Annotated in this window: 12 protein-coding genes; 6 read left to right on the forward strand and 6 right to left on the reverse strand. The window is 60.8% G+C overall.

Going from position 1 to position 12,557, the window contains the following annotated elements:
• Positions 1-56: 56 nt before the first annotated feature.
• Both V1292_RS30445 and V1292_RS30450 read right to left on the reverse strand, forming a co-directional pair.
• The gene (locus V1292_RS30445) at positions 57-650 is read right to left on the reverse strand and encodes a QcrA and Rieske domain-containing protein (protein WP_334376239.1); all 594 of its coding nucleotides are present in this window, start codon (positions 648-650) and stop codon (positions 57-59) included.
• 106 nt (positions 651-756) lie between these two features.
• Complete coding sequence (locus V1292_RS30450) at positions 757-1,059, reverse strand: hypothetical protein (protein WP_334376240.1); 303 nt, start codon at positions 1,057-1,059, stop codon at positions 757-759.
• Positions 1,060-1,249: 190 nt separating this feature from the next.
• Here V1292_RS30450 and V1292_RS30455 point away from each other — a divergent pair, with 190 nt between their 5' ends.
• On the forward strand, positions 1,250-2,560 hold the full coding sequence (locus tag V1292_RS30455) for an ABC transporter substrate-binding protein (protein WP_334376241.1): 1,311 nt from the start codon (positions 1,250-1,252) through the stop codon (positions 2,558-2,560).
• A gap of 183 nt (positions 2,561-2,743) precedes the next feature.
• Here the strand turns inward: V1292_RS30455 and V1292_RS30460 are convergent, their stop codons facing one another.
• Complete coding sequence (locus tag V1292_RS30460; protein ID WP_334376242.1) at positions 2,744-3,913, reverse strand: Gfo/Idh/MocA family protein; 1,170 nt, start codon at positions 3,911-3,913, stop codon at positions 2,744-2,746.
• Between the two features lie 129 nt (positions 3,914-4,042).
• Entirely contained in the window at positions 4,043-4,465 is a 423-nt protein-coding gene (locus V1292_RS30465) for a DUF6766 family protein (protein WP_334376243.1), read from the reverse strand.
• 200 nt (positions 4,466-4,665) lie between these two features.
• On the opposite strand from V1292_RS30465, the gene V1292_RS30470 reads away from it, so the two are divergent.
• The 5 genes from V1292_RS30470 to V1292_RS30490 all read left to right on the forward strand — a co-directional run bounded on the left by V1292_RS30470 (position 4,666) and on the right by V1292_RS30490 (position 10,326).
• Complete coding sequence (locus V1292_RS30470) at positions 4,666-5,319, forward strand: cytochrome c oxidase assembly protein (protein ID WP_334376244.1); 654 nt, start codon at positions 4,666-4,668, stop codon at positions 5,317-5,319.
• Positions 5,320-5,486: 167 nt separating this feature from the next.
• Complete coding sequence (locus V1292_RS30475) at positions 5,487-6,452, forward strand: c-type cytochrome (protein WP_334377211.1); 966 nt, start codon at positions 5,487-5,489, stop codon at positions 6,450-6,452.
• Positions 6,453-6,529: 77 nt separating this feature from the next.
• A complete protein-coding gene (coxB, locus tag V1292_RS30480; protein ID WP_334377212.1) occupies positions 6,530-7,453 on the forward strand; it encodes a cytochrome c oxidase subunit II in 924 nt (307 codons plus the stop codon).
• Positions 7,454-9,976, forward strand: a complete 2,523-nt coding sequence (ctaD, locus tag V1292_RS30485) for a cytochrome c oxidase subunit I (protein WP_334376245.1) — start codon at positions 7,454-7,456, stop codon at positions 9,974-9,976.
• Positions 9,973-10,326 (forward strand): hypothetical protein, encoded by a 354-nt coding sequence (locus V1292_RS30490; RefSeq protein ID WP_334376246.1) that lies wholly within the window; start codon positions 9,973-9,975, stop codon positions 10,324-10,326. Before ctaD ends, V1292_RS30490 begins: the two co-directional genes overlap by 4 nt.
• A 15-nt stretch (positions 10,327-10,341) precedes the next feature.
• Here V1292_RS30490 and V1292_RS30495 read toward each other — a convergent pair whose 3' ends face one another.
• Positions 10,342-11,538, reverse strand: coding sequence for a fumarylacetoacetate hydrolase family protein (locus V1292_RS30495; protein ID WP_334376247.1), 1,197 nt, complete (start codon positions 11,536-11,538; stop codon positions 10,342-10,344).
• A 435-nt stretch (positions 11,539-11,973) separates the two neighbouring features.
• Positions 11,974-12,543 (reverse strand): S-(hydroxymethyl)glutathione synthase, encoded by a 570-nt coding sequence (gene gfa / locus V1292_RS30500; RefSeq protein WP_334376248.1) that lies wholly within the window; start codon positions 12,541-12,543, stop codon positions 11,974-11,976.
• Between the last annotated feature and the right edge of the window lie 14 nt (positions 12,544-12,557).

Genomic DNA, 12,557 nt, shown 5'->3' on the forward strand with positions numbered 1-12,557 from the left:
TCCCTGTTTGTTTTCTTTATCTCTTGTCGGTCGTGCGCATCTGATGCAGGCCGCCGTCACCCTCCTTGCTGTGCTCCTGCCTTTCCAACGAATGTTCCAGCTACCGTGAGCGAGCCGTCTGCGATCGCCAAGGGAAGTGCTGCGAGGCGCCGCGGCGCCGGACCGAACACCACTTGCGCGCTTTGTCGAGGGTCGAACTCGGAATTATGGCAAACGCATTTAAGGACGTCCTTTTCGCCCTGCGCTGCCTTTCCCCAGGCCGTGATCGGGCACCCGGCGTGGGAACAAATCGCAGAATACGCAACGACGCCGTCGGCCGACCGCGGGCGCGTGCTGTCATCAAGTTCGGCAGGATCAAGCTTTACGACCACCACCTCATTCAATCGCGAGCCTTTGCGGACCACCGAGGTCTTGGGATCCTTTGGCCAGGCGCGCACGGCTGGTCCGCCGGGATTTAGATCCTGTGGCGTGATCACTTCACCCGCATGATCTCCTTCGGCGAAGACCAGGACGTCGGCTTTTTGAGGTCGCAGGTCGCTGCCAGGGGCGTCCTCCTCGGCAGCGACCGATCGAGGCGCCGATGCGTGCACCGCAGTTGCGAGGGCGGTCAGGATGATTGTGCGCCGAGTCTGATCTGAAGGCGATGACATTTTCGTCTCGCTTTCTGCGCTGATGCCATGGAGTGATGGCGGATGCGCGATGATTGACAAACTGAAGGGCTGAACTCGGCCAAAAAGAGGCAACGGACAAATTTTGTCAGTACAGCGTTCCTGTTTTCAACACCACTCGGTTTGCCTTATCCAATCGTAACAAATCGCATTTTGCCGCGTTCCAGGCGCTGCGCGAGATTCGGCAAGCCTTCACCGCCCGAAAGCGGGCAGTCAGTTCGAACGCAACTTCGGTCAGTCCACCGTGATCGCCTTCGACATGGCGTTCAATGCAGTCGCCCTTCAATGCAGTCGCCCTGCTCTCGGTGATCGCTGCGCCCGTGCTCATCATCATCAAGATCGGATTCTCCCGATACACGAAAATGCGCGCGTCGCGGTCTTCTTGCTCCACACCCCTTCCTTTACCAGACTTTGGTCGGTGAGCCCTGCCCTCGCGCCCGCCCGACCACACGTTTGCGCTGCGATAGCGCCCCATGGCGAGCATGCGCGCAGGTTGACTTCTCGCCGCATTCTCCAAATACTTGACTGAAAACCCGGAAGAACCAGTCCCGGTGATAATAATAATTCAGTGGGAGGAGACGATGCCGACTTCACGCAGAACACTGCTGAAGACTTCTGCGGCGGCCGCCGCTGCATTCAGCTTCGATTGGACCCGCGCGCAGGCACAAGCAGAGACGGTGCGCATCGGCCTGATCTACGACTTGACCGGCCCCTTTGCCGCCGGCGGGTCGGTCGCCTCCTCGATCGGCGCGCAGATTGCCATCGATCTCGTCAACGAGAAGGGCGGCATCGGCGGCAAGTACAAGGTTGTCCCTGTCGCTGCCGATTCCCAGAGCAAGCCAGATGTGGCGATCAATGAGGCCAATCGCCTGATCGACCAGGAGAAGATCGACATCATCAACGGCGTCTATGCGAGTTCGCACGCGGTTCCGCTCTCGGCCAAGGTCGAACAGCAGAAAAAGATTCTCTGGATCACGACTGCGGTTTCGACCGCCGTGTTCAAGGACAAGAATCTGCAATACGTCTTCCGCGCACAGATTCATTCCGACCAGTATGGCCAGGCCTTTGCGAGCTTCATCACCGAGCACGCCAAAACCAAGCTCGGCATGGAGCCCAAGGACGTCAAGGTCGCACTGATACACGAGGATGGCCCTTACGGGGTCGGTGTTGCCGTGGCCGACGAAGCCTATGCGAAGGAGGCCGGCCTGCAAGTCGTGCTCAAGGAAGGCTATTCTGCATCCGCCCCCGACCTGTCGGTGCTGGTGACCAAGATCAAGCGCGCCAGAGCTGACGTGATTTCCCATGCCGGATACAATCCGGATATCACTCTTTTCCTGCGCCAGGCGCGCGAGAACGGCCTCAAGTTCAAGATGCTGTTCGGCGCCGGCGCAGGCTACAGCCAGCTCGACAAATTGCGCGCGACCTTCGGCGCGGACATTGACAATTTCTGCAACATCGATCCGGTGCCGGCGCAATTGCTTGATGCCGCGAAACTCGCGCCCGGCATCGGCGATCTCACCAAGGTCATGGTCGCCCGCTACAAGGAAAAAACCAGCGCGACCGACGTTCCGCCGCACTGCTCGATGGGCTTCAACCAGACCTGGATCCTGCTTAACAACGTGCTGCCCGTGGCCAAGGAGAAATACGGCGGCTTCGATCCCGAAGCGGTTCGCAAGGCGGCACTCGACGTGGACATCCCGCCGGGCGGCACTATCCAGGGCTACGGCGTGAAATTCTATCGGCCCGGCACGCCGCTCTCCGGGCAGAACGAGCGCTCGACGCCGGTCGTGATGCAAAATGCCGGCGAGCATATCTCGGTGGTCTGGCCCACCAACATCAGGACGCGGGATCCGGTGTTCCCGCTGCCGAAGTCATCGGTCTACGCGGCGTAAGTCATCTTTCACCCTCTCCCCTTGTGGGAGAGGGTGGCTTCGATGCTTCGCATCGAAGCCGGGTGAGGGGTCTCTCTCCGCGAGTGAACCTCTCGCAATTGAGTCAGCGGATAGCACCCCTCATCCGCCGCGCTGCGCGCGCCACCTTCTCCCACAAGGGGAGAAGGAAGAGAGGGTTCGCCACTAAAACGTGACGCGCCGTCCCTCCTCAGCCGCCCAATAGCCGGCGTAGTTGACCTTGATCGTCTCAAAGGCCAGCGCCAGATCGGAGAGCGGCTGCCGGCCGCTGGCGACGCACTCCATGAAGTCCTGGATTTCTTGCGTATAGCCGCGCGTCCATTCCTCCTCGAGGCAGACATATTGCCAGCCGGTCTTGCGGTCGACCTTTTCGGTGATGTAGACGCCGGCGAGCTTCTCCTCGCTGGTCTGGTAGCTCATCATCTGCGTGTTCGGCGTGATGTTGGCAAACAGCGAGCCGCCGCTGGTATAGGTCTCGATCAGGTTGCGGACGCCGCCCATGATCATGTCGCCGGAAAATACCGTCGCCTTGGTGCCGTCGGAGAAGGTCACCGTGAGCATGCCCCAATCCTCGACGTCGACCGGATTGGCCTTGATGTAGGTGCGCTCCTCCGGTTTGAGGATAGCCGTGACATTGCCGACGTCACACGTCACGCTCGCAACCCCGATCGTCTCGCCGCGAGCCTTTGCCTCAACCTGCTTGAGATAAAGCACCGCCGAGAGCGGATGACATCCCATCCGGATCAGCGAGCCGCCGCCGGTCATCGCCCATTGCGCGGCGTGCGCCGCGTGCGAGCCGGAGTGGCTCTCCTCCCCCTTCATGAACAGGATTTTGTCTTTCGTGGCCTTGAGGATCTCGACCGTCTTGGTCACCGCCGGCGCGTAAATCCAGTCCTCCGCATACATGAAAAGCTTGCCGGTCCTGTTGATCGCCGCGCGGGTCTCCGCCATTTCGTCCAGCACGCGCTCATACATCAACGCCTTCGGCACGTGCTTGCCGATCGGCGCCTTGTCGCCATTCCGGCCGAAATAGCCGGCGAACGGCTTTTCGCAGATAACGTGTTTGCCGGCCTGCATCGCATCGACAATCATTGAGGTGTGCAAGTTGGGCGGCGTGCAGATGTCGATCACATCGATCTCGCTGTCGGCGATGAGATCGCCAAAGCTGCGGTGCACCGCCGGGATCTGGTGACGATTGGCAAACTCGAGGACATAACTGCCCCTCGCTGCAACAGCCCTGACCTCGACATCCACGCCATAAACGCGCCGATAGGCATGCATGTGCAGCTCGGACACGAAGCCGCAGCCGGCCAGACCGATCCTGATTTTCGCCATTGCGGATACATCCCAGGTTGTCGTTGATCGGGATCGTACAACAGGGAATCAGGGCACGTCACTCTCGCCGAGAGCGATGCCGCTCACATGAGCCGGCCCGCGGCTGGGTGCGGCCGCCCGACGGTGGGCTCAGCTATGCAGACGCTCCAGCTTCCGTACAAAGCCGGAGTCCGTATGACGACCTTCATACTCGTCATCGATTTCCTTCAGGAGGCTGTCGCCTTTCTTCGGCTCCACAGCAAGCAATATAGCGTCGATCTTGGCCTCTATCCGGTCCTCACCCTCCTTGGATTGCGGCGAGCCGACGTGCAACAAAATGGCCAGACCGGCGACCTGCCAAAGCAACTGCAAAAACTCAGATTGCCAGTTCTCCAGCATGTCACGCATCATCTGCATGGTGTAGTCGCTGATTTCAACTGGCTGCTTGAGTGCAAGCTGCTCGTTCGCGTAGGAGTACCAACCGAATATCCAGTGACCGGTCAGCGTGATCAGAAATAAAGCCCCAGTAACCCAAGCGAAACCGTACCGCGTCCAGATCGATCTCCGAGCCATATCATGCTCCTGCTTCGCGTCTGCGAGCCATGAACGCCGCATCCTTCAATGCCGGTTTGTTCCGTAAGTTCCTTTAGGTTGCCGCTGCTGCTGCTGCTGCTGCGCCAAGCGCCGCCGCGCGAAGGGGAACATCTTTGGGAACTTAGACTTGATGCTTTGATGCCCGTTGAGGGCGATAAGCCAGACGGTTGAACGTCCGGATGACCAGTCCCGCCATCGCGAGCGCTACTGCCGTTCTCTTGACTGGGGCGGCGGTGCTTTTGGTTTACGATCTTGGTCATTTCTCGACCCATATGATGCTGCATATCGCGTCGATGAATATCATCGCGCCATCGGTCGCCGCGCTGATCGTTACTCGCCGACACATCAGCGGCACCCGACCAATCTGGCTCTGGACTGCGACTTTCCTTCAGATCGTTCTGCTCTGGACGTGGCATTCCCCCGCGGTCCATGACCTCCTCCTTCGGTCTACGGCGGCTGGGTTGATGCTCCACACAGCTCTATTGCTAGCTGCGCTGTTCTTCTGGTTGTCCCTGCTGACAACTTCCACCGCATCGCGGTGGCAGACAATTCCGGCGCTCCTGCTTACTGGAAAACTGACATGTCTGCTTGCGGCGCTGCTCATCTTCGCGCCGAGAACACTTTATGGCTTCGCGGGCCATCTTGCTGGCGCTGCTGAACATTTCTCATTGCATCACGCGCTGGAGGATCAACATCTAGCCGGCCTGCTGATGATCACAGCCTGTCCACTCAGCTATCTGGTTGCGGCCGTGATCATCACCGTGCAGTTAATAACACGCGCGGAAATATCGGCAGCTCCCATGCCGGACGGCAGGCTCCCCATCGGCCGTTAGCGATGTCCCTGCTTTCACGCCCACGCCTGATACGAAGCATCCGTTTCATTCTCTATGGCCTCATCGCAATCGCGCTCGGCGGCTTTCTCTTCGCATGGTCCGGTCTTTACAGCGTTGCGGCAAGTCGTGGCCACTTCGCACTGACCAACGCCATTCTTACATTCGGAATGCGTAATTCCGTAAAGACTCATGCGCTTGGCATCGAGGCCCCGCAAACCTACAGCGACGATCTTTCGGCACTCGGCGCCGCCCATTTCCACGATGGATGCGCCTATTGCCACGGCGCACCAGGCGTTCCGACCGATCCAATCGCGCAAAGCATGTTGCCTTCCCCACCTGAGCTTTCGAAGGTGGTGCGGGACTGGCGCGACCGGGAGCTGTTCTGGATTGTCAAACATGGCATCAAGTACACCGGCATGCCCGCCTGGGTCGCGCCGCAGCGCGACGATGAAGTATGGGCGATAGTCGCATTTCTCAGGAAACTTACCACCCTTGATGCGGCGGGCTATCGCGAATTGGCGCTTGGCGGCTTGTCAATTCGGCCGCAGATTGGGAGAGAGATCGCCACCACTGAAGATACGTCGGGCGCGATGAGCGCCTGCGCGCGTTGTCATGGTGCGGACCGCCGCGGACCGAAGAGCCACCTGGTACCGGTGCTGCACGGCCAGCCCGCCGAGTTTCTGATTGCAGCGCTGGAAGACTTCGCCGCGGGCCGCCGTGCGAGCGGCATCATGCAGCCGGTGGCGAGCGGGCTCTCTCCCGCCGAACGCGAGCTGGTGGCACGCTACTATGCAGGGCTTGCGCGGCCAGCCGCGCCGAACCGATTGGAGAACGCTGCGGCCGTCGAGCGTGGGCGCGAACTCGCGACGCGGGGGGATCCGAATGCGAAAATTCCCGCATGTATGGATTGTCACAGCGCGTCAGCGCTCAACGCCTATCCGCGTCTCTCGGAACAGCATGCCTCCTACATCGTCAACAGGCTGCGGAATTGGAGGAAGGGAATCACATCCTCCTCTGCAACCGATCCGATCATGGCGCCTATCGCCCGGTCTCTAAACGAGCAGCAGATCGACGATGTCGCGGCCTATTTTGCGTCGACAAGCGCGTCAGCTTCGAAAGAAGAGAAGCGATGATACGGGCCCGACCATTCTGGTACCTGTTCGGCGCCTCTATACTCCTCGGCGGCTGTACCAGCGATGTTCAATCGGTGATGAATCCGAGCAGTCTCCAGGCAGTGCAGATTGTCGAAGTAGCCTGGTTTCTGTTCGGGTTCGGAACATTCGTGCTCGTCCTCGTGATCGTGACGTTATTGCTCGCCATCCGCGGGCCATTGCGAATACGCCAAGCGCTGGCGCGAGAGAGCACCGTGATCTGGCTCGGCATCGCATTTCCTGCCGTGACGCTGACGGTGCTTCTGGTCTATGGCGTTTGGGTGACGCGTTCGTACCTCAACCTGCCCCGCGGTGGCAGCAACGTCAGCATCGAGGTGGTCGGAGAGCAATGGTGGTGGCGCGTCATGTACCACGCCCCTACTGGTCCACAGATTGCCAGCGCCAATGAAATTCGTATTCCGGTTGGATCTCCGGTCACATTGAAACTCAGGGCGGCTGACGTCATTCACAGTTTCTGGGTGCCGAGCCTTGGGGGAAAGGTCGACATGATCCCGGGGCGCATGACCCAATTGCAGCTCACAGTCGATCGCCCGGGGGTCTATCGCGGACAATGCGCCGAATACTGCGGCGGGCCTCATGCCCTCATGGCCGTGGACGTTATCGCCATGTCCTCATCCGATTATGCGGCCTGGCTCGAGCGCGCGGCGACGGTGCCCGCGACGCCCGAGACCGACATCGGCTTGCACGGAAGATCGATCTTCCTCGCGGCCGGCTGCGGCGCATGTCACACTGTGCGCGGCACAGCTGCCGAAGGCTCGGTTGGTCCGGATCTGACGCACATCGGCGCGAGACGCTCAGTCGGCATCGATACCCTGCCGCTGACCCGCGAAAACCTGATGCGCTTCATTGTCGATGGCCAGCACGTCAAGCCCGGAAATTTGATGCCTGAGTTTCGCGCCCTGCAGCCACAGCAATTGGAGGCGCTAGCTTCCTACCTTTTGAGCCTCAAGGCAGCAGACTAGATGGTTGACGCAGCCTCCTACCCAAACACATTACCCCGGCCAAGCGAGGAACTGGCTCAGCTCGAAGCAGTATGGGCCATGCCTAGAGGCTGGCGTATTGTCACTGACGTCAACAACACGGTGGTCGGCCTTTTTTATGCCGCTACTGCGGTTCTGTTCTTCCTGCTGGCCGGCATTCTCGCCCTGCTGATGCGCCTTCAGCTCGCGGTGCCCAGCAATACCTTTCTCAGTCAGGAAGCCTACAATCAGATCTTCACGATGCATGGCACCGTGATGATGTTTCTGTTCGCCGTTCCCGTCGTCGAGGCAATGGGTATACTTTTGCTTCCCCAGATGCTCGGTGCGCGCGACCTGCCTTTTCCGCGACTCGGCGCTTACGCGTTCTGGGCCTATCTGGTCGGCGGACTGATCTTCTTCAGCACGTTGTTCTTCGACCTCGCGCCATCGGGCGGCTGGTTCATGTATCCGCCGCTGACCAGTTTGCGGTTCTCGCCCGGACCGGGGGCGGACTTCTGGCTCCTCGGTATTGGTTTTATCGAGATCTCAGCGATCGCCGGTGCGATAGAAATCATCGTCGGCGTGCTGCGCACCCGGGCGCCCGGCATGACCCTCGACCAGATGCCGATGTTTGCGTGGACGATGCTGATCTTCGCCGGCATGATCGTCTTCGCATTTCCGGCCGTGATCCTGGCCACGCTGCTGCTCGAGCTGGAACGCGCGTTCGACTGGCCTTTCTTCATCGCCGCGAGGGGCGGCGATGCGTTGCTCTGGCAGCATCTTTTCTGGTTCTTCGGACATCCGGAAGTATACATCATTTTCCTGCCGGCGGCCGGCATGGTGTCGATGATCGTGCCGACCATGTGCGCGACACCACTTGTGGGCTATCGGCTTATCGTCGTGGCGCTGATCGCAACCGGCTTTTTCAGCTTCGGCCTGTGGGTCCACCACATGTTCACCACCGGAATTCCGGCGCTGTCGCTTAGTTTCTTTTCGGCCGCCAGCATGGCGGTGGCGCTGCCCAGTGGAATTCAGGTTTTTGCGTGGATCGCGACAATCGCGTCAGGCCGCTTACGGTGGACAACGCCGTCCCTGTTCGTGCTGGGCTTCCTCTTGATTTTCAGCCTCGGCGGCCTCACTGGCGTAATGGTCGCGATGGTCCCGTTCGACTGGCAGGCGCACGACACCTATTTCGTTGTCGCGCATTTCCATTACGTGTTGGTCGGCGGAATGGTGTTTCCGCTGTTCGGCGCATTTTACTACTGGGCGCCGGCATTTAGCCGTGTGGCACTGTCCGAGCGACTTGGAAAGTGGATCTTCTGGCTGATGTTCGCGGGCTTCAACGTCGCGTTCTTTCCGATGCACCTCACCGGCCTGATGGGGATGCCGCGGCGCGTCTATACCTATCCGGCAGTTATGCAATGGGACGTGCTGAACATGATCTCCACGATCGGCGCCTTTCTGCTTGCCGCCGGCATTGCCATGTTTCTGGTCGACATGATTCGAAGCCTGCGTCCCGCCATGTCGAAAACAGCCGGCAATATTTGGGGAGCAGCAACCCTCGAGTGGCTGCCCAATAATGTCTATGGTCTGCGCAGCATTCCGGCCGTTACCAGTGCATATCCGCTGTGGCAGCATCCGCAGCTAGCCAGGGAGATCGAAGACGGACGGCATTTCTTGCCCGGCTCTATCACCGGTCTGCGCGAAACCATCGTCACCTCGCCTTTCGATGCGACGCCGCAATACCTGCTCCGCCTTCCCGGCCCGGGCTGGCCGCCGCTTTTGGCGGCGGTACTCACGGCTGCCTTCTTCATGCTGCTCACCGTCAAGGCGGTGGTGCTCGCGCTGATCTGCGGGCTGCTCGGAATTGCGATGACGGTCGTGTGGATGTGGGGTAGCGACTTGAAGCCGCTGCCGTCAGTCGATATCGGAGCGGACCTCAAACTCCCAACCTATGCAACCAGTTCATTGTCGCATGCCTGGTGGGCCATGATCGTCCTGTTATTGGTCGCCGGTTCGCTCTACCTCTCCTATGTGTTTTCCTACCTCTATTTGTGGACTGTCTCACCGCAGGTTTGGCCGAGGCTTTCAGCGCTTGCGCCTCTCGCATACCCTGTCGTATCGGCTTTGCTGCTTGTTTTTGGCAGCGCAATCCTCGAAATCGCCCGACGTGTTCTGCCCGGAAGGTCTCGCAGCAATGGCGCTTTCGTGGGACTTGCCGGGCTCGCCGCGGTCGCGTTGACCTGCGCACTGGTGATCGACGTGCTCGCGCAATGGCTGGCCGGGCTGCGCCCGGAATCCGATGCGCATGGTGCGATGGTCTATATGGCCGCCTTCCTGCAGGGGCAGTTGACCCTTGCGGTTCTGGCCATGACGGGATTTGCGATTGCGCGGAGCTTCGCTGGCCGCCTTGATCGGAAACGACGCGTGGTCTTCGACAATCTGGGCCTGCTATATCACTACACGGTCGGCCAAGGCCTGCTGGGGCTTCTCCTCGTGCACGGATTTCCGAGGCTTGCAGGATGAGCGACACTTTCAAGCCATCCCTTGGCAATCTTCTGCCGGTGCTTGCTCCGCCCCTTATCTGGTTTCTGCATCCGACGACCGTCTATGCCGCCGAAGCGCTGATCTGCATTGGACCAGCGGCCGCAGCGGCTACCATGATGGCCTGGACGATTGCTCTTGCCACGGCCGCAGCCTTAACCGCCCTCCTCCTGACGGCATGGACGCTCTATCGTGGTGGTAATGCCCGGCACACCCAGAGCCTCGGCAGCTCTCGGTTCCTGCATGGCGTATCGCACCTTCTGATCCTGCTTTCGCTTCTTGGGATCGGGTGGACGATCCTGCCGGCTATCTTTCTGCCCACTTGCGCATAGATTCCCAACCCGTTTCTATCTGCTATTGCTGCTTCGGCCGACGCCCTTACGGCGCATCAATGCGGCGAAGAGATCGGCCAAGCCGAACTGCCAGGGCTCGCAATCGCCGCTGTGGCGCATCCGGTTGGTCAGCCGGCCAAGTTTCGGCGTGGCGACCGTCACCAAATCGCCTTCGACATGCGTGAACCCCTGCCCCTTCGCGACACGATCCTGGATCGGCGCGAACATCGTGCCGAGGAACAGCACAAAGCCGTCGGGATATTGATGGTTCTCGTTAATCGTCTGCCCCACGATGTCGGCCGGGTCGCGGCTGATCTGGGTCAGCGAGGATGCGCCGTGCAGGACGAAGCCTTCCGGCCCCTTCACCTCCAGCGAGATCTCCATGCTCCGCACATCATCGAGCGTGAAGCTCGCGTCGAAGAATCGCACGAACGGCCCGATCGCACAGGAGGCGTTGTTGTCCTTTGCCTTGGACAGGAGCAGCGCCGAACGCCCCTCGAAGTCGCGCAAATTGACATCGTTGCCGAGCGTGGCGCCAACGATGCGCCCATCGCTCGCCACCACCAGCACGACCTCCGGCTCCGGATTATTCCAGGTCGATTTCGGATGCAGGCCTGCATCCACGCATGTACCGACCGCCGACAGCACGGGCGCCTTGGTAAACACCTCGGCGTCGGGCCCGATGCCGACCTCGAGATACTGGCTCCAGGCGTTCTGGGAAACCAGCACGTCCTTCACATGCTGCGCTTCGGCCGAGCCCGGCTTCAGTTGCGAAAGGTCGGTGCCGACGATCCGCGTCACCTCGGCTCGGATCGCCTCGGCCGAATCCGGATTGCCGCGCGCCCGCTCCTCGATCACCCGCTCCAGCATCGACACGGCGAACGTGACGCCGGCAGCCTTGATCACCTGCAAATCGATCGGGGCGAGCAGCCATGGTCTGGTCGGATCGCGGGTGTCGGGCGGCGTGTTGTCTAGGAGATCCTGCAGTGCGCCGACGCGCTCGCCACGCGCGGCGCGCAGCGCTCCGGCCGGATCGGCAGCGGCGGCAAGCTGGCTGGCCGTGGGGAAGTCCTCGGTGATGTCGAACACGCCGTCCTGGCGGATCGCGACCACCGACGGGCCGGCAAGATCGGGCCGCCAGACGCGCCCCATCAGCGCGGCACCGGCGAAATCGTCGGGCAGAATGAAGGCGGCGTCTGTGACGATCGGCATCGTGGGAATCCTCGCGAGCATCTATGCGGTCAGCACCGTCCATAGAAGGGAACCGCTCAATGGGTCAACACCTCCCGGGAATGTCCTTCTCCGGCATCGCGGCCCCATGGCAGACCACCGCACCGCAGCATGCAAATCGGACGATCGGTCAAATGCAGCCGATTGCACGCCCTGCAACGACCATGGCGGCATGGCGACTGCGCGAAGACTTCGAAGGGCTTCGATGTCTGGGAATTGGGCGCGGGACGCACCGCCGGCCCGATCGCTGAATACTAGAGGCCGGCAGGCCTGCTCACCTGTCGGTCCAACGGAAAGGCATGGGACCGCCTCGCCGTACGCTCGGAGCGCGGTTGCGCTGACGGCGGCCGCCATCAGCGCAACTTTGGTATCGCGCGAACTCAGGCCAGCGACCGCTCCAAGCCGCCTTGTTCAAGTTCAAGCAGCCTTGGCCTTGGACTTGGCCACGTGGCTTGAGATCGCATCCATCAAGGGCGGCGACAGGCAATCATACGGCTCCAGTCCGAGTTCCTTCAGCCGGGCCCGGATGCCATCCATCTCACCCGGCTGAACACCGGACTCCAGCACCGACGACACGAACGCGGCAAACCCCGGAGCTGCCCATCCGCCTTCCTGGAACAGTTCAGGATGGATGAAGTCGAGCCCGTAGAACGGATGCCCCGTGTTCTCGATCCGGCCATACATATGCGTACCGCAGGCCTTGCAAGCGTAACGCTGAATTGCCGCCGCCGAGTCGACGATCTGCAGCTTGTCGCCGTTCTCGGCTACTTTCACATTGTCGCGCGGGACGACGGCGACGACAGAGAAGATCGCCCCTTCGGGCTTCCAGCATTTGGTACAGCCACAGGCGTGGTTGTGGGCCACGTCGCCCTTGATGGCGACCTTGACCGGCTTGTCTTTGCATTTGCAGACCAAGGTGCCGCCGGCGAAGCTGCCAGTGCCCTGCTTGACGCCGCTGTCAATCGATGGGTGGATATGAACAGTCATAGGCCTATCCTCCT

This window comes from Bradyrhizobium sp. AZCC 1719 (assembly GCF_036924525.1).
Classification (GTDB): domain Bacteria; phylum Pseudomonadota; class Alphaproteobacteria; order Rhizobiales; family Xanthobacteraceae; genus Bradyrhizobium.